19 protein-coding genes are annotated in these 23,083 nt (G+C 71.2%); 7 read left to right on the top strand and 12 right to left on the bottom strand.

Features of this window, described 5'->3' with window-relative positions:
- The first annotated feature begins 68 nt into the window (after positions 1-68).
- The gene (locus OWM54_RS23450) at positions 69-725 is read left to right on the top strand and encodes a hypothetical protein (protein WP_223750391.1); all 657 of its coding nucleotides are present in this window, start codon (positions 69-71) and stop codon (positions 723-725) included.
- 275 nt (positions 726-1,000) lie between these two features.
- Here the strand turns inward: OWM54_RS23450 and OWM54_RS23445 are convergent, their stop codons facing one another.
- Together OWM54_RS23445 and OWM54_RS23440 are read right to left on the bottom strand one after the other, a co-directional pair.
- Entirely contained in the window at positions 1,001-3,574 is a 2,574-nt protein-coding gene (locus OWM54_RS23445; RefSeq protein WP_267698920.1) for a glycoside hydrolase family 15 protein, read from the bottom strand.
- Between the two features lie 117 nt (positions 3,575-3,691).
- Entirely contained in the window at positions 3,692-4,267 is a 576-nt protein-coding gene (locus OWM54_RS23440) for an imm11 family protein (RefSeq protein WP_223783831.1), read from the bottom strand.
- Positions 4,268-4,854: 587 nt separating this feature from the next.
- Between OWM54_RS23440 and OWM54_RS23435 the strand changes: the two genes are divergently transcribed.
- The 3 genes from OWM54_RS23435 to OWM54_RS23425 all read left to right on the top strand — a co-directional run bounded on the left by OWM54_RS23435 (position 4,855) and on the right by OWM54_RS23425 (position 6,994).
- Complete coding sequence (locus OWM54_RS23435) at positions 4,855-5,379, top strand: hypothetical protein (protein WP_223750395.1); 525 nt, start codon at positions 4,855-4,857, stop codon at positions 5,377-5,379.
- A 129-nt stretch (positions 5,380-5,508) separates the two neighbouring features.
- Positions 5,509-5,781 carry a hypothetical protein gene (locus OWM54_RS23430; RefSeq protein WP_267698919.1) on the top strand — a complete coding sequence of 91 codons (273 nt, stop codon included), beginning with the start codon at positions 5,509-5,511 and terminating at the stop codon, positions 5,779-5,781.
- Between the two features lie 772 nt (positions 5,782-6,553).
- The gene (locus OWM54_RS23425; protein ID WP_267698918.1) at positions 6,554-6,994 is read left to right on the top strand and encodes a VOC family protein; all 441 of its coding nucleotides are present in this window, start codon (positions 6,554-6,556) and stop codon (positions 6,992-6,994) included.
- 7 nt (positions 6,995-7,001) lie between these two features.
- Here the strand turns inward: OWM54_RS23425 and OWM54_RS23420 are convergent, their stop codons facing one another.
- Genes OWM54_RS23420 through OWM54_RS23390 form a run of 7 tightly spaced genes read right to left on the bottom strand, consistent with a single transcriptional unit; the run spans position 7,002 to position 17,429 of the window.
- Entirely contained in the window at positions 7,002-8,360 is a 1,359-nt protein-coding gene (locus OWM54_RS23420; protein ID WP_267698917.1) for a sensor histidine kinase, read from the bottom strand.
- Positions 8,357-9,808, bottom strand: a complete 1,452-nt coding sequence (locus OWM54_RS23415) for a sigma-54-dependent transcriptional regulator (protein WP_223750399.1) — start codon at positions 9,806-9,808, stop codon at positions 8,357-8,359. The genes OWM54_RS23420 and OWM54_RS23415 overlap by 4 nt, the downstream gene beginning before the upstream one ends.
- Positions 9,809-9,841: 33 nt before the next feature.
- On the bottom strand, positions 9,842-12,247 hold the full coding sequence (locus OWM54_RS23410; RefSeq protein ID WP_267698916.1) for an ABC transporter permease: 2,406 nt from the start codon (positions 12,245-12,247) through the stop codon (positions 9,842-9,844).
- 19 nt (positions 12,248-12,266) lie between these two features.
- Complete coding sequence (locus OWM54_RS23405; RefSeq protein WP_267698915.1) at positions 12,267-12,944, bottom strand: ABC transporter ATP-binding protein; 678 nt, start codon at positions 12,942-12,944, stop codon at positions 12,267-12,269.
- Between the two features lie 20 nt (positions 12,945-12,964).
- On the bottom strand, positions 12,965-15,382 hold the full coding sequence (locus OWM54_RS23400; RefSeq protein ID WP_223750402.1) for an ABC transporter permease: 2,418 nt from the start codon (positions 15,380-15,382) through the stop codon (positions 12,965-12,967).
- 38 nt (positions 15,383-15,420) lie between these two features.
- Positions 15,421-16,188: an ABC transporter ATP-binding protein gene (locus tag OWM54_RS23395; protein ID WP_046716927.1), complete on the bottom strand. Its 768-nt coding sequence runs from the start codon at positions 16,186-16,188 to the stop codon at positions 15,421-15,423.
- On the bottom strand, positions 16,185-17,429 hold the full coding sequence (locus OWM54_RS23390) for an efflux RND transporter periplasmic adaptor subunit (protein ID WP_223750404.1): 1,245 nt from the start codon (positions 17,427-17,429) through the stop codon (positions 16,185-16,187). Before OWM54_RS23390 ends, OWM54_RS23395 begins: the two co-directional genes overlap by 4 nt.
- A 299-nt stretch (positions 17,430-17,728) precedes the next feature.
- Between OWM54_RS23390 and OWM54_RS23385 the strand changes: the two genes are divergently transcribed.
- Positions 17,729-19,273 carry an AMP-binding protein gene (locus OWM54_RS23385; RefSeq protein WP_141330564.1) on the top strand — a complete coding sequence of 515 codons (1,545 nt, stop codon included), beginning with the start codon at positions 17,729-17,731 and terminating at the stop codon, positions 19,271-19,273.
- 163 nt (positions 19,274-19,436) lie between these two features.
- Complete coding sequence (locus OWM54_RS23380) at positions 19,437-19,835, top strand: response regulator (RefSeq protein ID WP_267698914.1); 399 nt, start codon at positions 19,437-19,439, stop codon at positions 19,833-19,835.
- Positions 19,836-19,856: 21 nt separating this feature from the next.
- On the opposite strand, the gene orn is transcribed toward OWM54_RS23380, so the two are convergent.
- From orn to OWM54_RS23365, 3 genes are all read right to left on the bottom strand, one after another.
- On the bottom strand, positions 19,857-20,408 hold the full coding sequence (orn, locus tag OWM54_RS23375) for an oligoribonuclease (RefSeq protein ID WP_046716931.1): 552 nt from the start codon (positions 20,406-20,408) through the stop codon (positions 19,857-19,859).
- A 119-nt stretch (positions 20,409-20,527) separates the two neighbouring features.
- Positions 20,528-21,220, bottom strand: a complete 693-nt coding sequence (locus OWM54_RS23370) for a dienelactone hydrolase family protein (protein WP_267698913.1) — start codon at positions 21,218-21,220, stop codon at positions 20,528-20,530.
- A 57-nt stretch (positions 21,221-21,277) separates the two neighbouring features.
- On the bottom strand, positions 21,278-21,964 hold the full coding sequence (locus OWM54_RS23365; RefSeq protein WP_267698912.1) for a phosphoribosyltransferase: 687 nt from the start codon (positions 21,962-21,964) through the stop codon (positions 21,278-21,280).
- 136 nt (positions 21,965-22,100) lie between these two features.
- Between OWM54_RS23365 and OWM54_RS23360 the strand changes: the two genes are divergently transcribed.
- Complete coding sequence (locus OWM54_RS23360) at positions 22,101-23,006, top strand: ribose-phosphate diphosphokinase (protein ID WP_223750408.1); 906 nt, start codon at positions 22,101-22,103, stop codon at positions 23,004-23,006.
- Positions 23,007-23,083 lie beyond the last annotated feature (77 nt).

The raw sequence follows: 23,083 nt of genomic DNA, 5'->3' as shown, positions 1-23,083 counted from the left end.
GTTGCTGCCCGGGGGACACGTGTCGACGTTGCGCGAGGTAGTCCACATTGCCTCGAAGGAGCAGGCCCTTGCGTACGACGCCCGAGAAGAAGATGTCCCTGCTGACGGAGAACGAAGCCCAGCTCGTGCTCGCCAGCGCGCCCCGCAATCTGATGGAGCTGTCCCGCCGCGAGCTGCGAGGTCGCATCCAGCGCGCGCGGCGGCTGATGGACAAGTATGACGGCCTGGCCACGCGTCAGCGGCGCGAGGCCCTGGGCAGGCGCACGCCCACGCGCTCCAAGCGCGCCGAGGGCAACGCGAACACGCGGCGCAAGGCCACCTACTTCCGTCAGGCGCTGATGCGCTTCGAGAAGCGCCTGGCGATGCTGGACCGCCAGGAGGCGATGATGGCCAAGCGGGCCCGTGTCACGAGGAAGGCCACGGGGGCCCGGAGGACGACGAGGGCCGCGGGTGGGAGTACGCGGAGGACTCGGACGGCGACGCGGACCACGGGCGGCGCGCGGAGGACGCGCACGGGCACGGCGACGCGAGCCGTGGGTGGGCGCAAGCCCGTGCGCCGCATGAGCGCCGCGGGTCGCACCGCGACGGGCTCGGTGCGCGAGATGAAGGCCCAGCGCCGCAAGGGTGGGGCTCGCAAGCAGCAGGGCTTCAGCTCGATGCGGCGCGCGTCCCATGTCCAGGGTCGCAACCGGCGCACGCAGGCGCGCAAGGACTCGCGCCGCTGAGCTTCTCGGCTCACCGCACCGCCTCGCCGAACCGGACGAGGCTCGGCGAGGCGTCAGGATTGAGCAGGCGCCAGCGTTGACGCGGGCAACGCCGTGATTTGCAGCATCACCCGCCCAGGCTTGTGCCTCGAGCGTGCGCGGCGATGGCCGCCCGTCCAATCCGCTTGCGCAGATGCCGAGCGGAGCGCCAGCGCGTCCAGCAGCGCTTCAGGCGTTTCCCTGCCCCAGATGCCACGCTCCATCCGCGCGGAATGGAGCGCGCACTGACGCGAGCCTCAGGCCCGCCGACGGCGCGTGAGCGCGGTGATACCTGCGAGCGAGAGCATCAGCCACAGCGCCATCGCGCCGGGGCCCGTGGCGCTGCAGCCACCGCCCGTCACCTGGGGCTCCTCGGACGAACCCGAGTCGGGCTGACCGGGGTTGCCCGCATCGGGCGTCCCCGGGCCGGCGTCGGGCGTGCCAGGGCCCGCGTCGGGCGTCTTGGTGATGGTGCTCTCATCCAGGTACGCGCCGCACGCCGGGTCGGCCGTGCCCTCCGCGCGGTGCGCCAGCGCGAGCGCATACGCACCGGCGCCGAAGCCCACCATGGGGGAGTTGTACTTGTAGGTGCCATTGAGCTCGTCATACGTCTCGGACACCGCGAGGTAGTTCTTCAGCGACTGGTCCGTCACCCACTTGAGCACCCGCTCCGCACGCTCCGGGTCTCCGGCCATCCGCTTCGCCATGGCGCCGCGCAGGCTCACGATGACCCACTCCGCGCTGTCGTACTCGCCGCCCCAGGGGCTCAGGTCCGCGCCGCCCGTGTGGTCATAGCGGTCATCGTTGCGCGACCAGCCCGCGCCCGCGGGAGAGGACAGGCGCAGGTCCAGTCCGCGAATCGTCTCGCGAGCAATCTTCCCCGCCGGGTCGAACAGCTCGAACGCGAACGCGTCCAGCACCGCCGCGTCCCAGTAGCCGCGACCCGAGCGCACCTCCTCCAGGTTGGAGCCGAGCGCGAAGTTGTGGTCCGTCAGCTTCTCCGCCATCGCGCGGCGGATGGACTCGCCGGCGTTGCGGTAGCGCGTGGCCCGCTCGGTGTCACCGACGCGCTCGGCGAGCGCGGCCGCGTCACACAGGCCGCGCGCCGCGGTGAGGCTCGTGTACGTCCACGCGCGCTGCCGTCCGTTCCAGTGTGTCTCCCAGATGGACGAGTCCGCGCGGATGAGCCCCGTCTGCGGGTCGATGAGCGCCACCAGCGCGTCACCCACCTTCGTGGACACGGTGGGCCACGTCTGGTCGACGAGGGTGACGTCTCCGGTGGTGCGCTCGTAGTGGCGCAGCGCCCAGAGGAACAGCCCGAAGCCGTCGAACTCGATGTTCGGTCCCGCCTCGTTGAAGTCCGTCTCCTCCACGCCGAAGCCGTGGTAGCGCGTGAGCGTGATGATGTACGGCGGCATGGAGTACGGCTGCAGCTCGCGCCAGTTCTGGAACCGGCCGCTGTCCGCGTTGAGGTAGTAGGACAGCGCCTCGCGCGCGTCGGTGTTCATGCCCAGCGTGGCCATGGCGGCGGCCGCGTAGGCGCCGTCGCGAATCCATGCGTAGGTCCACTGTCCGGGCGGGAGGCTCGCGAGCACCGCGCCCTTGCCCGCGTGCTTCACCAGGCCGGGCAGCGTGGCCGGTGAGCCATTGGGGGCCTTGAAGCGCGTCGCGCGAGGCTCGCCGTCGCGGGAGAGGAACTCGCGCAGCCAGGCCTCGCTGGAGCGGACCTGGGCCATGTGCATCACGACGGCGGAGTGGCGCAGCAGCGTCTGCTCGTTGTCGGACAAGCCGGTGGGGACCTTGACGGTGTCGGTCTGGAAGGAGGCCCAGCGGGCGACCTCGGCGTCGACCAGGGCCTTGGCGTCGGAGGTGCCCACGTAGTCGGACAGCCACTGGCGCGCGGTGGCGGAGCCCTCGGGGTTGCCGAAGTGCACGAAGGCGACGCCGGCCCACTTCTCCGCGCCGGCGGCGATGTCACCCAGGTTGAACTGGTAGGCGGTGGCCCAGCCCTTGGCGGCCGAGGGCTGCGCGGTGAAGTCCTGCAGGTCCTGGCCGCCGCCGCTCTGCACCACGTTGTAGCCATTGGCGGCGCCCGTCGCAGTGGAGATCCACGCGGCCTTGCGCGCCACGGCGCCCAGGGGGCGGCCCACGACGACGCCGGCGAAGCCCTTCTCGACGAAGTCGTTGCCGCTCAGCTCCACGGTCTCGCCGTTCTCGTCGATGTCGGACATGACGCCGGGGCGGCCGTAGCCCAGGTGGAAGTTCTGGAGGGAGAAGACGCTGACGCCCGTGGAGGGCGCGGTGCCGGTGTTGCGCACGCGCAGGGCCATGACGAAGGCGGCGTGGGGGAGGGACTGGGGGGCGAAGACGTAGGTCGTCACCTCGAGGGTGCCTATGCGCTGGACCATGCGTGCGAGGCCGGTGCCGCCGTTCTCACCAGAGGCCCAGGGGGCGTAGCCGCTCGCGTCCAGGTCGACGTCCTGGGCGCTCAGCCAGCGCTGGGAGCCGCCGGAGCGCAGGCCGAAGAAGGCGTCGAAGAGGACATCGCGCGCGTGGACGACCTGGGGCTGGCCGCGGACGAAGACGTCGTTGCCCACGCCGTCGATGACGGGCTCCTCGGTGGCGAAGAGGTGCTCGCGGAAGTGGGAGACCTTCTTCTGCTCCAGGTCGAGCATCACGGCGCCGTGGCCGTTGGAGGAGGCGAGCTTGGTGAAGGTGCGCTGGACCGCGACCTCGGCGCGAGCCTCCAGGGCGAGGCCACACAGCAGGGGAGCGAGGAGGAGGGTCAAGGCCCGGGCGAGGGCGCGACACAGGTGGGGGAGACGCTTCATGCCGCCGATTCTGGAGTGCTTCCCGCCCCAGGCCAACCGGGTACGTCGCTTCCCTGTGTCACGGGTGCCCGTGGACCCGTGACGGAGCTCCGCTCCGGCGACGAGTTGCCAGGCAGCTCAGACCTCGTCGAACCGTCCTCCCGAGATACCGTTCGCCTCCAGCGCGTCCTTGAGTTCCTCGTCGACGATCAGGGCCGCAGGCCATCCCCAGGGTCGGAACACGCGCGCATTCACGACCTTCGCTGGGTCGATTCGCAGACCGATGACCGACCGGTACTCGCCCACCCGGTCCGCATGCAGCTTGTCGTCCGCGGTGTAGAGCTGCACCTCACGGCAAGCTGCATCATCGATACAGCGAATGGTCCGAGCGACATCCAAAATGAAATAGGGGCTCGACTCTCCTTCGACCTCCACCGGGAACAACTGCACATCGTCTGGTGCCATCTCGCGGAAGATGGACGCCACACGCCCGCTCACGACAGGTGCCAACCCTGTTCCGGCAAACTCGATATCGAGCGGTATTCCTGGACGAGAGATGGGCACTCTCAGCTGCGCCTGTGGCGCGATGGGCCGCCCATCCGAGAACATCCAGACATCCTCCAACGCCTGACCTGTCACTGACGTCGGGTCGTCGAGGTACCACCGCCCCTTGACGTATTCGTCCATGCTCAGGTCGAAGTAGCGCTGTGCCATGTCCCTACTCTTGAGCTCTCTGCACGAAGAGACCTCTCAACTCGGACCCGTCACCTATGAGGCTCCATGCGCTCCTGGCAAGTTGCTCCGCCAGCGAGCTCGGCAGCGCTCCTGGTCCATGCCGACCGTGCATTCGGGGTGCTACCAATCCTGGGGCTCTCCAACTCGTAGCCCATGAGCAGTGGATGAACTGTCGGGCAATCCACACTGACGACAAGGCAGTGCGCGCCGACAGCCGGGCAGCGCTGGCGCAACCATCCCCGGAACCGCCACGGCGCGGACACTCGATCACGAGCTACAGCCCTGCTCCGCGCTTACTGCAGGTCCGTGGCCGTTCACGGCATTGAGCCGCGGCTTCTGACGCACGGCGCCTTTCCCATCGAGACACCGTAAGCCCCCGCGTCCCCTCGGGTTTCACGCGCGCGTGACACAGGGCACGCCGTGCATCGCGGCATCCGCGCGCACCGGCTTGGCGTCAGGAGACAACGGGTTGTCGCCCACGTTCGTCTCAAGACATGCGACTTCTTGCGTTCTGTGAAGTGCACGGCCCTCGGTCAACCAGGCCGAGACACGGGGGGGACAAAGGCATGATTTCGCTCGACGGGTCCACGGTGAGACTCTGGAAGACGCTGAGCTGCTTCCTCAGGGTCCTCATGACGCAGGTGCTCTACGTGGCACCGCTGTTCTGGTTCATGGAGCTGTCCCAGAACGTGGCCTGGCGATGGATGAACGGCGACTGGGGGTGGCACTACCCGGAGTCGCCGTACCACTGGTTCTCCTTCGGCAGCATGATTCTGTGGGCCGGGTGCGTGGGCCTCTTGTGGACCCTGCACTACTTCTGGTTCTACCCGCGCCGCGTGAAGGTCTGGACGCGCGTGGGCATCGGCGCCGTGGTCTGCTTCATGGGCGAGTGGTTCGGCGGCTACATGGCCGCCAACATGTTCGACCATCCCCTCCAGGTGTGGCCGGGCTCGCCGCTCATCTACGTGCACTACGCAGCCATGTTCTTCTGGGTGAGCAACGTCATCGTCTACCACCTGGTCACCGTGAACGTGGTCGACCTCACCCCCACCTACGACGCCCCGCCCGACACCGGCGCCCAGGTGGCCTGAGTCTCCGGACACCCGTCCCTCCAGGGCAGGGCTCTGTGCTGGAATGCACGCAACGCCTGTCACGCGTGAGTCCCTCGGGCTCGCGTGAGGCAGCGCAGGCGCGGTTCCACACAACCTGGAGGAAGCCCCATGCTGAACAAGGTGTTCATGTCCGCGGTGGTGATGCTGGTGGGCCTGATGGGCGTCGTCGCCACGAGCGGTGCCGAGGTGACGAACCTTGATGCCGGCGAGCAGGTCTGTGTCGCCGCGCACACCGCGCAGGAGCTGGTGCCTCCGGGCCCCACTGCCGCGTGCCCCTCGTACTGCGGCCCGGCCCGGGTCGCCTGTGTCGCCGGCTGCAACGGCGACACCGCGTGCCGCGCTGTGTGCCAGGACCAGTACATCACCTGCTGCGGTTTCTGAGCGTCGCCCGTTCCTCGCCGCGTGGCTTCTCGCGCGGCGAGCCAGCGACCGGAAGAACAGTCCCGCCCACGAAAGACACCCCGGGCGAACACTCGAATCGCTCACTCGAGGTGCCCGACTCAATCACTTACAGGCCAACCCGCTACGGCCAATCCGGATCGCACTGCCATCGCCCCAAGCAGACGCAGCTTCCAGGAATATCGACCGGATAGCAGCACCGCCTCCTCGTCTCCTCTCCGCACTCCGTCCGGTGCACGAACTTGCAGGGCGTATCGTCAATACACCCAGGCGGCGAGGAGGGGCACGGCATGAAGACCCCGTCGCACGTCACGCCCTGGTAGTCCGTCGTCGTGCACGTCGAGGTCCCCGTCGGACAACTGACCGAGCCCGAGGAACAGAGCGCGGTACAGACCGCGAGCTCTTGCGAGGACGACTCCAGCACCTCGCCCTCGACAGCGACCTCGGTCGACGCGCCTCCACATCCCATCACCAGACCGACAGCACAGGCCAAAACCCACCACTTGAAGCACTTCATGGCAGCCCTCCCGTTTCGTGGAGCTGTGCGAGCCAGGGATGTTCGAGCCACCCCCATCCTCGGGCAGGCGTGCCAGCCTGACAATCGTGTCCCCTGGGACCCACCCGCTCACGGCGCTTGCCTTTGCAGTTGCTCGAACGCCCCACCGGGCAACGACTCACACGCATCTTCATGCCGTGTACCTGGCCCCACTGAGCGATGCTGTCCGCCGGCCCCCATCACCCCAGGGACGAACACATGACCGTCAAGCGCTTGGACAACATCGGCATCGTCGTCGAGGACCTCCCGGCGGCCATCGCCTTCTTCACCGAGCTGGGCCTGGAGCTCGAGGGCGAGATGCCCGTCGCCGGTGACTGGGTCGACCGCTGCGTCGGACTCGAGAACGTCCAGGTCGACATCGCGATGATGCGGACCCCGAATGGCCCCACCCGCCTGGAGCTGACGAAGTTCCACCACCCGGCCGCGACCCACGGCGAGCCGAAGGACGCTCCCGCCAACATCATGGGCCTGCGTCGCATCATGTTCGCCGTCGACGACATCCACGACGTCGTCACCCGCCTGCGCAAACACGGCGCCGAGCTCATCGGCGAGGTCGCCCGCTACCAGGACCTCTACCTGCTCTGCTACCTCCGAGGCCCCTCGGGCATCATCGTCGCCCTGGCCGAGGAGCTCCGCTGAAGCACCCTCACCCCACCATCACCCCACGCCCCTCCAGCGGGAGCCGCAGCCGCGCCCGGCACCCACGTCCCTCCGGACGGTTCTCCAGGCGCAGCGTGCCACCGTGCGCCTCGGCAATCTGCTGACTCAGCGCCAGGCCGATGCCGCTGCCCTGCGGCTTCGTCGTGAAGAACGGCACGAACAGGTTCCCCGTGTCCGCCAGCCCTGGGCCCTCGTCCTCCACCCAGACCTCCACCGCCCCCGGCGACAGCACCGCCCACGACACCCAGACGTCGCCCCCGCGCGGCTCCGCCAGCACCGCGTCCACCGCGTTGCGCACCAGGTTGATGAGCAACTGCTCCAGCTGGTCCGAGTCCCCCCGCACCACCAGCGACGGCCCCGTCCGCACCGCCACGGGCTTGCGATGCTCCAGCGCCGCCACGCGCCGCACCCACCCATCCACCTCCACGCCTCGCAACACCGGCGGCGGCAGCCTGGCCAGCCGCGCATACGCGGACATGAACCGCGCCAGCGCCTCCGAGCGCCTCGCCACGATTCCCAGTCCGCTCTTCGCGTCGTCCTCCCAATCCGACGGCCTGGGCTCCATCACCAGCGTGTCCCGCAGCGCCTCCGCGATGGACTGGATGGGCGCCAGCGAGTTGTTGATTTCATGGCTCAACACGCGCACCAGCCGGCGCCACGCCTCGCGCTCCTGCTCGCGCAACGCCAGTCGCAAATCGGCAATCACCACCAGGTGATGCGGCAGTCCCCCCTGACGGAACGCCCCGCGCCGCAGCTCGTACGGCCCGCCCTCCTCCGCGAAGATGCGCGACAGCCTGCGCGGCGCCGGCCCTTCCAAGAGGTCCGCCAGCCCCACCGAGCCCGCGCCCTTCCCCATCAACTGCGAGCGCGACTGGCCCAACAGCTTCTCACCCGCCCGGTTCACCAGCCGCAGCGTCCCCGCCACGTCGAACGCCAGCACCGTGACGTCGATCTCCTCCATCACCTGCTCGAGCAGCGCCCCCGCCTCCAGCGCCCCCAGTCGCTGCTCGCGCAAGGTGTCGCCCAGCGCATTCACCTCCAGCAGCACCTCGCCCAGCGCGTCGCCCGCCCGAGCCCCACGCCCGCGCGTCGAGTAGTCGCCCTCGCGCAGCGCGGCCAACAGGTTCGCCACCGCGTGCAGCGGCCGCATCACCCGCTCGCGCACCAGGAGCCCCACGCCCAGGAAGATGCCCACCACCAGCGTGGTGAGCGTCCAGCGGACCTTCGACGAGAAGTCTCCCGTCCACACCAGCGCGAGCGACGCCACCCCGCCCGGCAGTCCCGCCAGCCACGTCAGGGCCAGCACCTGCAGGTCATGTGGCCAGGGCCCGCGCTCGCGCCTCACCTTGCTCCCTTGATGCCGTAGTACTGGAGCCGACGGTACAGCGCGCTGCGTGACAGGCCCAGCCCCTTCGCCGCCTCGCTCACGTTGCCCTCATGCCGCGCCAGCGCCCGCTCGATGAGGTAGCGCTCCACCTCCTCCAGCGTCATCTCCTCCAGCCGCGACAACCCCTCACGCCCCGCCCGGCGCAGCAGCAAATCCTCCGCCGTCACCTCGTTGCCCACCGCCATCAACAGCGAGCGCTCCACCGCGTGCTCCAGCTCGCGCACGTTGCCCGGCCACGGATAGGACAAGAGCGCCTCCAGCGCCCCCGCCGACATCCGCACGTCATGGCGCCCGTAGCGCTTGCCGTGCTCGGCCAGGAAGTGCGCCGCCAGCAGCGGGATGTCCTCGCGCCGCTCCCGCAGGGCCGGCAGCGGCACCTCCACCGTGTTGAGGCGGTACAGCAGGTCCTCGCGGAAGCGGCCCTCGGCCACCGCCTTGGGCAGGTCCACGTTCGTCGCGCTCACCACGCGCACGTCCACCCGCCGCGTCTTCGACGAGCCCACCGGGTGCAGCTCCCCCGTCTGCAGCACGCGCAACAGCTTCGCCTGCTGCGACAGCGGCATGTTCCCGATTTCGTCCAGGAACAGCGTGCCGCCGTCCGCCAGCTCGAAGCAGCCGATGCGGTCCGTCTTCGCGTCCGTGAAGGCGCCCTTCACGTGGCCGAACAGCTCGCTCTCGAAGACCCCCTCCGACAGGCCGCCGGAGTTCACCGCCACGAAGGCCCGGTCCGCGCGCGTGGAGGACGCGTGCAGCAGCCTGGCCACCACCTCCTTGCCCGTGCCGTGCTCACCCGTCACCAGCACGTTGGCGGCCGACGGGGCCACGCGCTCAATCATGCGGCGCACCGGCATCATCGCGCGCGACTCGGAGACCAGGTTCGGCAGCCCGCCCTGTCCCCGGCGCAGGTGCTGGTTCTCCTCCTCCAGCCGGCGGCTGCGCTTGAGCGCGCGGCTCAGCTCCAGCTGCGTGCGCAGCGTGGCGAGCAGCCGCGTGTTGTCCCACGGCTTCTGCACGTAGTCGCGCGCGCCGCCACGCATGGCCTCCACCGCGCCCTCCACGCTGCTCCACGCCGTCATCACCACCACCGGCAGCGACGCGTCCTGTGCGCGGATGCGGCCGAGCAGGTCCATGCCCTCCTTGCCGGACGTGGTATCGCGCGCGTAGTTCAGGTCCATCAGGACCAGGTCCACGTCCTCGGCCTCCAGCGTGGCGAGCGCTCCCGCGGGCGACTGCGCGGTGACGACGGTGTGTCCGTCACGCTTGAGCAGCAGGCGCAGGGCCTCCAGCACGTCGGCCTGGTCGTCCGCGATGAGGATGCGCGAGGGCCTCGCGGCGGCCACCAGGGCCGGCGACGCAGGGACGGGGGTGGGAACGGAAACGGAGAGTGATTCGGACACGGAGGTCATCCAGGAGAAAGAGAGTGCCAGAAAGGAAGGGACTCAGCCGCGACGAAGCACCGACGCGGGGTCCACGCTCGCCGCCCTGCGAGCCGGAAGCCAGCTCGCCAGCCAGGCGGTACCCAGGAGCAACAGCGCCACGCCCGCCAACACCGGAACATCCAGCGCGCCCATGCCATACAGCAGCCCTTCCATGATGCGATGGGCCGCCAGCGCGCCCAGCAGGCCCAGGCCCAACCCCAGCCCCACCCGCCGCAGCGCCTGCCCCACCACCAGCCACAGCACATCCACGCCGCGCGCGCCCAGCGCCAGCCGCACCCCCATCTCGTGCGAGCGCTGCGCCACCGAGTACGACATCACGCCGTAGATGCCCACCGCCGCGAGCACCAGTGCCAGCACGCCGAAGGCCCCCAACAGCACCGCCCGGAAGCGCGGCTGTCCCAAGTCCATCGCCAGCCGCTCCTCCAGCGTGCTCGCGCGCGCCAGCGCCACCGAGGAGTCCACCGCGCGCAGCTCCTCGCGCACCACCGACTCCAGCGTCCTCGGGTCCAGGCCCGGCGCCGCCCGCACCGCGAGCTGCCCGTCCGTCGTCGGCTCCTGCGCCATGGGGACATACGCGGTGGGCTCGTGCCCCGTCTCCACACCCGCGTACGCCACGTCCGCCACCACGCCCACCACCGTCGTCCACAGCGGGTTGCCCTGCTCGTCGTCACCTCCGAAGGAGATGCGGCGGCCAATCGGGTCCTGGTCCGGGAAGACCTCGCGCGCGAAGCGCTCGCTCACCACCGCGACCCGGGGCGCCTTCGCTCCGTCCGCCTCCGTCAGGAGCCGCCCCGCCCGCAGCGGCACGCGCAGCGCCTCCAGGAAGCCCGGCGTGGCGGCGTTGATGAGCGCGTCGGGACGCACGGGTGGATCCTCGGAGCCCTCCTTCCAGTAACCCGAGCGCGAGATGGAGCCCCCCGCCGGAAGGCTCTCGCCCACGCCCACACCAGCGACCTCCGGACGCGCGGAGAGCCGCGCCGTCAGCTCCCGATGGAAGGCCTCCGTCCGCTCCGGCGTGTCATAGCGGCCCTGCGGCAGCGCCAGCCGGGCCACGAAGACGCCCGCCGGGTCCAGGCCCGGGTCGGACTGGTACATCCGCCAGAAGCTCTTGAGCATCAACCCCGCCGAGGTGACGAGCATCAGCGCGAGCGCCACCTCCGCCACCACCAGCGCCGCGTGCGCGCGCCCGCGGGACGTCTCCGTCGCTCCGCGCCCCAGCACCGTCGCCGGCGACAGCTGCGTGCGCTGGAGCGCCGGCACCAGCCCCACGCCCACGCCCGTGGTCAGCGTCACCGCCAGCGCGAAGACGAGCACGCGGCCATGCACCACCACCTCGCCCGAGCGGGGCAGCTTGTCGGCGCCCAGCGCCATCAACACATCGGTGATCCACAGCGCCAGCAGCACGCCGCCCACCCCGCCCATCAGCGCCAGCAGCACGCTCTCCGTGAGGAGCTGACGCATCAGCCGGCCACGCCCGGCGCCCAGCGCCACGCGGATGCCCATCTCCCGCTGCCGCGCCGCCGCCCGCGCGAGCTGCAGGTGCGCCACGTTGGCCGCCGCCAGCAGCAGCACCAGGGACACCGCGCCCAGCAGCACCCACAGCAGCAGGCTGACGCCCTGGGTGAGGTGCTCGTCGTAGCGGACCACCCGCAACCCCAGGGTGGTGTCGTCCCGCGCGAGCAGCTCCTCGCGCAGGCCCTCCAGCTCGTGCCGGGCCGACTCCAGCGTCGCGCCCTGGGCCAGCCTCGCCGCGACGGCGAAGGAGCGGAAGCCCCGCTGCGTGCGCTCATCCGACGTGGCCGCGCCCGGCAGGCTGTCGAAGGGCACCCAGACCTCGGTGGTGAGGGAGGGCGCGTCGAAGGACGGCGGCATCACCCCAATCACCGTGTAGGGCTGACCGCCCAGCGTCAGCGTGCGGCCCAGCACGCCCGCGCCGCCGCCCTCCTTCAGCCAGCGCGCGTACGAGATGACGGTCAGCGGCGCGGCGCGCTCCTCGGGCGCGAAGGTCCTGCCCAGCATCGGCTTCGTACCGAAGGCCCCGAAGAAGTCCCCCACCACCACCGCGCCGCGCAGCTGCTCGGCGTCACCCTGGCCGGTGAGGTTCATCAGCCGCTGGCCGTACGCGGTCATCGAGCGCAGCTGCGTGGAGCGCCGCGCGACGTCCTCGTAGTTGGGCAGACTGTAGCGCGCCAGGGGCTTCCCGGGCCGCGCGTTGGACAGCACCACCAGTCGCTCCGGCTCCGGGAACGACAGGGGGCGCAGCAGCACCGCGTCCACGACGCTGAACAGCGCCGTCGTCACGCCGATGCCCAGCGTCAACACCAGCACCGCCGCCACCGTGAAGACGGGCGACTGGCGCATCGTCCGCAGGGCGTACTTCACGTCCATCGACAGGTCGCTCAGCATGGCGTTCCTCGCGAAACTCTCAGGACTTCTGGAGCCAGCCGTCAGCGAGCTGGATGATGCGGTGGCCGTAGGCCGCGTTGGCCTCCGAGTGCGTCACCTGGATGATGGTGGTGCCCTGCTGGTTGAGCGTCTGGAACACCTCCATGATGTGCTTCGCCTGCGCCGAGTGGAGGTTGCCCGTGGGCTCGTCCGCCAACAGGACCTTGGGCGTGGCGATGAGCGCGCGGGCGATGCCCACCAGCTGCTGCTGACCGCCGGAGAGCTGCGAGGGGAACAGGTCCTTCTTCCCCACCAGCTGGAAGCGGTCGAGCATGTCGCCCACCAGCGCCTCGCGCTCGCCGCGCTTGAGGTTGCGGTAGGACAGCGGCACCTCCAGGTTCTCGGCCACCGTGAGGTTGTCGAGCAGGTGGTACTGCTGGAACACGAAGCCGATGGTGCGGCGGGACAGCTCCCCGCGCTCCTTGGGCTTCATCGCGTGCACGGCCTGGCCGTCCAGGACGTACTCGCCCTTCCACTCGGCGTCGAGCATGCCCAGCACGGACAACAGCGTGGACTTGCCCGCGCCGGAGGGGCCCATCAGCGTGACGAACTCGCCGGCCTGGATGTCCAAATCGATGTTGCGCAGCACCCAGGTGCGGCCGCCCGCCAGGGGATAGGACTTCTCGACCTGGCGCAGGGAGATGAGGGGAGTGGTCATGGTGCGTGCTTCTTTCGTGCTCACTCGGAGCGCAAGGAGATGATGGGGTCCACGCGCGTGGCCCGGCGCGCCGGCAGCCACGTCGCCGCCAGCGCCACCGCGCCCAGCAGCGCCGCGACGCCCGCGAAGGTCCACGCGTCGTACGCGGCCACGCCGTACAGCAGCGAGCGCAAGAGGTGCGCGAGGCCCAGCGACAACCCCAGGCCCAGCACCACCCCCAGCCCCGCGAGGCTCAGGCCCTGGCGCAGCACCAGCCACAGCACGTCCGAGCGCGCCGCGCCCAGCGCCATGCGGATGCCCAGCTCCCGCGTGCGCTGCGCCACCGAGTAGCCGATGACGCCCGCGAGGCCCAGCGCCGCCAAGAGCAGCGCGGTGCCGCCGAACAGGCCCATGAGCAGCGCCGACAGTCGCCGCGCGCCGATGGACTCGTCCACCAGCCGCGTCAGCGGCGCCACGCCGAACAGCGGCACGTCCGCGTCCACCTGGCGCAGCTCGGCGGCGATGCCCGCGCGCAGCGCCTCCGGGGCCCCGGCCTTCGTCCGCACGGCGAGCGCCAGGTGCGAGCCGCCCAGCTGCGGCAGCGAGTAATACGCCATGGGCACCACCGGCTTGTCCAAGGCCCACTCGCGCGCATCCTCGACGATGCCCACCACCGTGGCCCACTCGGCCTTCGGGTACCTCAACTTCAGCCGCTGTCCCAGCGCGTTGCCCTGGGGCCAGTACGCGTCCGCGAAGGTCTTGTTGATGACCACCGCCCACGCCGTGCCCGGGACGTCCGTCGCCTCGAGCAGCCGCCCCTCGCGCAGCCGCATGCCCAGCGTGGAGAGGTAGTCCGGGCTCACGGTGCGCAGCTGAACCGCGGGCCACACCTCGTCGGGGCCCTTCGTGCGCCCGTCGATGTCGAAGCCGAACGTCACCGAGCGGCCCAGGGGCAGCAGGTTGGTGAGCCCCGCGGACTCCACGCCGGGCAGGGCCTGGAGGCGCGTCAGGAGCTCGCGCTGGAAGGCGCCCTGCTGCTCCGTCGTCGCGTAGCGGTTCTCCGGCAGCGTCAGCCGCGCGGTGAGCACGCCCTCGGGCCGGAAGCCGGGGTCCACCGACAGCAGCGCCAGCAGGCTCCGGCCGAACAACCCCGCGCCCACCAGCAGCACCAGCGCGAAGGCCACCTGCCCCACCACCAACCCGGAGCGCAGCTTCCCGGAGCGCCCGCCCGCCGTGCCGCGCGAGCCCTCGCGCATCGCCGCGTTCAGGTCCGCGCGGCTCGCCTGCAGCGCCGGCACCAGCCCGAACACCAGTCCCGACAACAGGCTCACCCCACCGGTGAACAGCACCGAGCGCACCTCCAGCCGCACCTCGGCCGCGCGCGGCAACGCGTCACCCACGAAGGCGAGCAGCACGTCCGTCCCCCACAGCGCGAAGAGCAACCCCAGCGCCCCGCCCAGGAGCGACAGCAGCAGGCTCTCGGTGAGGAACTGCGCCACCAGGCGCGCGCGGTTCGCGCCCAGCGCCGCGCGGATGGACACCTCGCGCTCGCGCGCCGCGGCTCGGGCCAGCAGCAGGTTCGCCACGCTGCCGCACGCCACCAGCAGCACGAAGCCCACCGCGCCCAGCAAGAGCCACAGCGTCCCGCGCACCTCGCCCACCACCTCGTCCTCCAGCGACTTCAGGGCGATGGTGCGCTGGCCCTGCGCGTACTTCGGATGCTCCTGGGCGAGCTGCCGCGACACCCGCTCCAGGTCCTCGCGCGCCGCCTCCAGCGTCACGCCGGGCTTCAGCCGGGCCATGACCTCCAGGAACCGCGTGTCGCGCTTGTCCTCGGACGCCAGCTCCGCCGAGGGCGCGAAGGGCTTGTACAGCTGCGAGCCCGCCGGGAACGCCACCCCGCGCGGCAGCACGCCGATGACGGTGTACGGCTCTCCGTTCAGCTGGAGCGTGCGTCCCAGCACGCTCGGGTCCTCGGAGAAGTGCGCGCGCCACGTCTGGTGCGTGAGCACCACCACCCGGTCATTGCCCTGCGTCTGTTCCGCCTCGGTGAAGTTGCGGCCCAGCATGGGCGCCACGCCGAGCGTGGGCAGGAAGGAGGCGGTGGCCTCCACCATCACCAGCGATTGCGGCGTGTCCACGCCCGTCAGCGTCACGCTGTCATCCGTGTACGCCGCCACCGAGGAGAAGACGACGGGCAGCCTCGCGGCGTCCTGGTACTCCGCCACCGAGGACGTCAGCCCCTTGCGCCCCGCGCGGGCGAAGTCGTTCGACACGTCCATCAGCCGGTCCGGCGCCGCGAAGGGCGGCGGCACCAGCAGCACGCCGTTCACCACGCTGAAGACCGCGCTGTTCGCGCCGATGCCCAGCGCCAGCGCCAGCACCGCCACCAGCGTGAAGCCGGGGCTCTTGCGCAGCGAGCGCAGCGCCAGGCGGACATCCTGAAGAAGGTTTTCCATGGGTGGGGAGTCCGCGTGTCGAAGGGGACGACGGGCGGTCAGCGGCGCTGCTCGTCCTGCACGATGCGGCCGTCGAAGAGGCTCACCGTGCGCGTGGCGGTGCGCGCGTGCGCGGGGTCGTGCGTCACCATGCAGATGGTGGCGCCCGCCTTGTGCAGCTCGGAGAGCAGCTGCATCACCGCCTCGCCGTTCTTCGAGTCGAGGTTGCCCGTGGGCTCGTCGGCCAGCAGGATGAGCGGGTCTCCCGCCACCGCGCGCGCCACGGCCACGCGCTGCTGCTGACCACCGGAGAGCTGGCCCGGCATGTGCCGCGCGCGGTGCGCCATGCCCACCTTCTCCAGCGCGCGCTCCACCCGCTGCTTGCGCTCGGCGGCGGGCATGCCCCGGTACGTCAGCGGCAGCTCCACGTTCTCGAACACCGTCAAATCGCCGATGAGGTTGAAGCTCTGGAAGATGAAGCCGATGTGCCGGTTGCGCACCAGCGCGCGGTCCGTGGCGGACAGGTCCAGCACGCTCTTGCCGTCCAGCAGGTACGTGCCGCGCGTCGTCGTGTCGAGCAACCCCAGCACCGCCAGCAGCGTCGACTTGCCCGAGCCCGACGGGCCGACGATGGCCACCCACTCCCCCTGGCGGATGTTGAGGTGGATGTTGGAGAGCGCGTGCGTCTCCACCTCCTCCGTCTCGAACACCTTCGTCAGCCCCTCCAGCGTGATGAGGGCCTTGTTCGGGTCCGCCTTCGGTCCACCCGAAAGCACCGCCGCGTCCTCGGAAGCGGGGGTCTCCACACTGCTCGTCGTCGTCGTCATCGCAATCTCACCCGCTCCACCGCGTCCCACGCGGCCATGTCCGAAAGCACCACCTGGTCACCTTCCGCGAGGCCCTGGAGCACCTCCACGGCATTCACCGAGCCCCGGCCCAGCTGCACCGGCACCCGCACGGCCTCGTCGCTTCCTGGCATCAAACGGAAGAGCGACATCGTCCCGTTGGGCTGCGCGCCCGCCGGGCGCCCCACCGACAGCACGTTGGCCAGCCGCTCCAGCTCCACCGTGCCCTCCACCGTGAGGTCCGGCCGCGCGCCCCGGGGCAGCTGGGCCGGCAGGGACACCTCCACCCGCACCGTGCCCTGGCTGGCCGCCGGCGCCACGCGCGCCACCGTGCCCTCGACGACGCCGTTGCGCGTATCCACCAGCGCCTTCTGGCCCTGGACGATGTCGCGCGCCTGCGTCTCGGCGATTCTCAGCTCCGCCTTGAGCCGCTCGGGCTTCACCACCTTCGCCAGCAGCACGCCCGGCGTCACCCACTGGCCCAGCTCCAACGGCAGCTCCTGCAGCACGCCATCCTCCCCGGCGACCACCTTCATCGAGTCCACCTGGGTACGACGGAAGCGCGCGACCGCTTTCAATCGCTCCACCTGTCCGGCCTGCGCGGCCAGCTGGTCCTTCATGCTCGCGGCGACCACGGTCAGCTTCTTGCGCTCCAACTCCAGCCGGCGCGTCAGCTCGCCCGCCTTCTCCCCCTGCTGCCGGGCCTCGAGCGCGGGGATGAGGTCCTTCTGGGCCAGCGCCGTGTTCGCCGACGCCCGGCGCGCGGCGTCCGAGGACTCCGCGGTGAGCGTCTCCACCGTCGCCTCCTGCGCCAGCCGCTGCGTCTCCAGCGTCATCCGCAGCTGGATGTACTCGGCCTCCGCGCTCGCCAGCTGCCGCTCGGCCTCCAGCATCTGCAGCTGCACGTCCGGGTTGGACAGCTCCATCAGGAGCGTGTCCGCCTTCACCTCGGCGCCGGGCCGCACGTGGATGCGCTCCACGCGCCCCGCCGTGTCCGCCGTCAGCCAGCGGATGTACTCGGGCACCAGCGTGCCCGCGCCCTTCACCTGGCGCACCATGGGGCCGCGCTTCACCGTGTCCAACCACACCGAGGCCCGGTCCACCGACGGCGCCGCGGGGCGCAGCCGGCCCAGCCCCACCGTGACGAGGATGAGGGCGAGCGCGCCTCCGATGGCGAAGACCCAGGGCTTGCGGCGAGGCTTCTTGGCTTTGGGAATGTCCACGCCAGGCCCTAGAGCGAGCCGCGTGCCAACACCTCCTCGCGCACCAACCCCACAGAATCGTTGGAGGCAGGGCCTCCCTCGCCCCAGGCCGTGCCCGCTTCCGCGAAGTGATGTCCCAGAAGCGAACAACCGCGCGACCCGGATGCGCGTGCCGTCCGGCCCGGCAAACACTCCCCGTCTCCCGGGTGAGGTCAGCGTCGACTAGAATTGCAGACTATGCAGTTAATACCATTCTAGAGCGTCAAAATTGACTCACAGCTTGTTCCCAGACGAAGCCACGGCAGTAGGCTGCGGTGCGAATGACTTCGTCCCTGCTCGAGGCCTTCCTGGACCACGCCCACGGCGCGCCAGCACGGCCGCTGCTCACGTTCGAGCGTGAGTCGACCTCCTACGGAGAGCTGGCCGCGCGCGTCGCGGCGCTCGCCCGGGGACTTCGCCAGCGCGGCCTGCAACCGGGCGAGCGCGTGGCGCTCTTCCTGGAGAACAGCCCGAGCTTCATCGTCGCCTACCTGGGCGTGCAGTACGCGGGGGGCGTGGTGGTGCTGGTGAACACGGCGTATCGCCAGGTGGAGCTGGCCCACATCCTGGCGGACGCGGAGGTGCACACGTGTGTCACCGGCGCGGCGGGCGTGGCGGAGCTGGCGCCGCTGCGCGAGCAGCTGCCCACGCTGCAGTGGCTGGTGACGGTGGAGGCGCCCACGGTGACGCCGCCCGCGTCGCTGGAGGTCATCGACTTCGACACGCTCGTCACCGAGGGGAGCCAGTCCACGCTGGCGCTGGCGCTGCCGCGGCCCGAGGACCTGGCGGTGCTGGGCTACACGTCCGGCACCACGGGGCGCTCCAAGGGCGCCATGCTGCTGCACAGGAACCTGCTGGCCAACGTCAAGGCCGTCACCGAGGCGTGGCGGTGGACGGCGGCGGACCGGCTGCTGCACACCCTGCCGTTGTTCCACACGCACGGCTTGATGGTGGGCCTGCACGGCACGCTGTACACGGGCGCGAGCCTGGAGCTGCACCGGCGCTTCGTGGCCACCGACGCGCTGGCGACGTTGCGCGATGACACGTCGCTGACGATGTTCTTTGGTGTGCCCACCATGTATGGACGATTGCTGGAGGAGTCGCGACGCACGGGCGTGAAGCCCCGGGAGCTGAGGCTCTGGGTCTCCGGCTCGGCGCCCCTGAGCCCCCAGCTGTTCCATGACATCGAGCACGACTTCGGCGCGCGCATCCTCGAGCGCTACGGCATGACGGAAACCATCATGAACACCACCAACCCGTACGACGGCGAGCGCCGCCCCGGCACGGTGGGCTTCCCCTTCCCCGGCCAGGAGGCCCGCGTGGTGGACGTGCGCACCCGCCGCCCGCTGCCCCAGGGCGAGACGGGGGAAATCGAGGTCCGCGGCCCCCACGTCTTCGCCGGCTACTGGCGGCGTCCGGACGCGACGAGCGAGTCGTTCGACTCGGAGGGGTGGTTCCACACCGGGGATTTGGGCGAGCTCGACGCGGACGGCTACCTGCGCATCACCGGGCGGGCGCGCGAGCTCATCATCTGCGGGGGCTTCAACGTGTACCCGCGCGAGGTGGAGGAGGTGCTCGCCACCCACCCGGGCGTGGCCGAGGTGGCGGTGCTGGGCCTGCCGGACGCGGACTACGGCGAGCAGGTGGTCGCCGTGGTGGTGCCCCCGCCGGGCGTGCACGCCCCGGAGGCCCAGGCGCTGGTGGAGTGGTGCAAGGACCGGCTGGCCAGCTTCAAGAAGCCCCGCCGCGTCGTCTTCATGGACTCCCTGCCGCGAAACGCGCTGGGCAAGGTGCAGAAACACCTGCTGCGAGCGCGCCTGCGGTGAGCCACCTCGAGCGCAATATTCCGAACACACCTCACGCAAATGCGTGGCTTGCGCCGGACTTTCCCCTAGCTTTGCGCCCAGGGGCGCGCGGGTGGAATGACGTCTGGCGAGATGCGGCCCATGAGCGCGCCGAGGGCGCCTGGCGAAGGGAGGAAGGGCTTCGATGAAGCGGCTGCTCATCGTCGATGACGAGCTGGCCATCGTCGAGGCGCTCCAGGACATCCTCTCCGTGGAGGGCTACGGCATCCTCACCGCCTTCAACGGCGCGGAGGGGCTCCAGCGGATGGCGGACATCAAGCCGGACCTGGTGCTGCTGGACCTGATGATGCCGGTGATGGACGGGCGGGAGATGCTGCGCCGCATGCGCGACGACCCCGCCCTGAAGTCCATCCCCGTCGTCGTCATGAGCGCCGGGCGCATCTCCGACGAGGAGCGGCGCTCCAGCGCGAGGTTCCTGGCCAAGCCCTTCGAGCTGGACCTGCTGCTGGACACCATCAGCGAGCTCCTGGGCGGCCCCAACGGACCGCCCGTGCCCGGGAGCGGCGAGGGCTCCCAGGGCTGAGGCCCTCGAGCGTGACGCCGCTCAGCCCGGCGTCGCGCGGAAGAGCGTGTCCCGGTAGTACTGGAGCTCGTTGATGCTCGAGCGCAGGTCCGCGAGCGCGGTGTGCCCGGAGGGCGGCTTGCGCGGCTCGACGAGGTTCGGGTACCAGGCGCGCGTGAGGACCTTGAGGCTCGTGACGTCCACCATGCGGTAGTGCAGGTAGCGCTCGAGCAGCGGCATGTACTGGAACAGGAAGCGGCGGTCGGTGTGGATGGAGTTGCCGGCCAGCACGCCCTCGCCCAGCGGGCAGTGCTCGGCCACCAGCGCCGTCACCTCGCGCTCGGCCACGCGCAGCGAGGTGCTGGAGGCGCGCACCTTCTCCAGAAGGCCGTTGCGCGTGTGCATCTCGCGCACGACGGGCTCCATGCGCAGGAGCACCTCCTCCGGCTGCCAGATGACCCGCTCGATTTCCGCGAGCGGGCGCAGGTCGGGGCCGGTGATGATGACGCCAATCTCGATGATGGCGCAGGACTCGGGGTCCAACCCGGTCATCTCCAGGTCCAACCAGACGAAGCGTGGTTCACGCGAGGGCATGCACCTGCCTATAGCAGCCCGCGCGTCCGGGCGGTGCGCCAAAGCTTGGCTCCGGCGCGAGCCCCCGACGGTCCACGGCCCGTCCGCGCGCCGTCGCACCGCGAGTCCCCAGGACGACCTCACTCGCGCGCGGCGAACCCGGGGGCGTCCAGGTGGCGGGAGAACCAGTCGGCCGCGCGGCGCGCCACGTCCCCCAGCGCGCCGGGCTCCTCGAACAGGTGCGTGGCGCCGGGGATGACGACCAGGGACTTGGCGCAGAGCAGCTCGTCGAACGCCTCCTGGTTCAGCTCGAGCACGTCCACGTCCAGGCTCCCCACCAGAAGGAGCGTGGGCGCGCGCACCCGCCCGAGCGCGGGCCCGGCCAGCTCGGGCCTGCCGCCGCGCGACACCACCGCCTGGACGTCCCCGGGATGCAGCGCCGCCGCCAGCAGCGCCGCCGCCGCGCCCGTGCTGGAGCCGAAGTAGCCCAGGCCCAGCCCCGCCAGCTCCGGCTGCGTGCGCGCCCAGCGCGTCACCGCGATGAGCCGCCGCGCGAGGAACGGGATGTCGAAGCGCAGCTCGCCGGTGCCCAGGTCCATCGCCTCCTCGTCCTCGGTGAGCAGATCGAACAGCAGCGTGCCCAGCCCCGCCTCGCGCAGGCCGCGCGCGACGGCGACGTTGCGCGGGCTGAACCGGCTGCTGCCGCTGCCGTGCGCGAAGACCACCAGCCCGCGCGCGCCGGGCGGAACCCCCAGGCTGCCTCCCAGCTCCGCGTGACCGGAGCGGACCCTCACCTCGCGAACGTCCACGTCCAGACTGACCTCGGTCGTCATCGCGGCGGACCTCTTGTTGGATTGCGGGGGACTCCAGAACGCGTCACGGCTCACGACTCACATCCAGGAGCCGCCCGGGTCCGCGGACTCCAGCACCGAGCGCGAGCGCCACGGCGGCTGGCGCGAGCGCTCCACCAGGCTCTGCAGCTCCACGTCCGGGAACGCGCGGAAGTCGTCGTACGCCTCGGCCACGGTGCGCAGGCCCGGCTCCGTCTCCACGCACGACACCTGGTCCGCCTCCGCGCGCACCACCTCCAGCCCTCGCGGCGACGCCACGGGCGTGGCCATCACCAGGCGCGCCGGGTGCAACTGTCGCAAGGCGACGAGCGCGGCGGCGGCCGTGGCGCCCGTCAGCACGCCGTCATCCACCAGGATGACCGTGCAGCCGCCCAGCTCCGGTTGGGCCCGCCCGCGCAGGCGCCGCACCTGCGCGTCCACCTCGGCCGCCTCGTCGGACACCAGGGCGTCGACCTCCGCGCGGGGCATGGGCATAAGGCGCAGGGAATCCGAGAGCAGGAACCGGGCGCCGTTCTCGGAGACCGCGCCCAGCGTCATCACCCGGCCGGGGATGCTCAGTCGCCGCGAGACCCAGATGTCCAGGGGGACCTCCAACGCGCGGGCCACCTCGTACGCCACCCGGACGCCGCCCCGGGCCAGCCCCAACACGCGCACGTTGGAGCCCCGGTAGGGCAAGAGCGTGGCCGCCAGCCTGCGTCCGGCATCGGCCCTGTCGCGAAAGCGCATGCGTCATCCTCCATGCTCCCAAGGAAAAGCACGGCCCGGCCTGCTTGCGCCGGAGGGGCGACCCACGGCCCGCCTGGAGGCATGTGCCCGGGGCGGACGGCGGGGGCCCGCGCTCCGGGGCACCGGGCGCGCTAGGGTGCGGCCCATGGACCCCCTCCTCCTCACCGGCACCGCCAGTCCGCACCTCGGACGGGAGCTCGCCCTGGCCCTGGGCGTGCCCCTCGCCGACTGTCACTTCGAGCGCTTCCCGGATGGGGAGATGCACCTGGAGGTGCCCGCCTCGGTGCGGGGCCGCACGGTGGTGCTGGTGCAGTCGCTGACGCCGCCCGCGGGGGAGCACCTGCTGGAGCTGCTCCTGATGGCGGACGCGTGCTGGCGGGCCGGCGCGGCGCGGCTGGAGGCGGTGGTGCCCTACCTGGGCTACGCGCGACAGGACCGGCGCGCCCGGCCCGGCGAGCCCCTGGGTGGCCGGCTGGTGGCGGACATGCTGTCCCAGGGCCGCTTCGCGCGGGTGCTGGTGGTGGACCTGCACAGCCCCGCGCTGGAGGGGTGCTTCGACTCGCCCCTGGAGCACCTCACCGCGCTGCCGCTGCTCGCGGACGCGCTCTTGCCCAGGGTGAGCGACACGTCCGTGGTGGTGGCGCCGGACCTGGGCGCGGTGAAGCGCGCGGAGGCGCTGGCGCGGCTGCTCGGGCGTCCCTGGGCGGTGATTCACAAGGTGCGCCTGAGCGGGGACCAGGTGCACGCCAGCGGCCTCATGGGCGAGGTGCGGGGCAAGCGCCCCATCCTGGTCGACGACATGGTGTCCACCGGCGGCACGCTGGTGGCGGCGGCGGGCACGCTGCGCGACGCGGGCTGCGCGGACGACCTCACGGTGGTGACGACACACGCGCTGCTCGTGGGCCCGGCGGTGGAGCGCCTGCGCACGCTGCCCCTGGGGCAGCTGGTCTCCACCGACAGCGTGGAGCCGCGCTCGGGGCTGCCCATCGAGCACAGGGTGGTGACGCTCGCGCCGCTGGTGGCCCGCGCGCTGCGGCCCTGAGCCGCTTCGCGTAGGGAGACGGAGCACACGCGGGGTGGGCCGCAAGTTCCGCCCGCGCCCCGGCGCGAGTCGGTCTA

Origin of the sequence: Myxococcus sp. MISCRS1 (assembly GCF_026626605.1) — a bacterium.
Taxonomy (GTDB): Bacteria; Myxococcota; Myxococcia; order Myxococcales; family Myxococcaceae; genus Myxococcus; species Myxococcus fulvus.
Note: the sequence above shows the minus strand (reverse complement) of the source record. Positions and strands in the feature narration are given on the sequence as shown.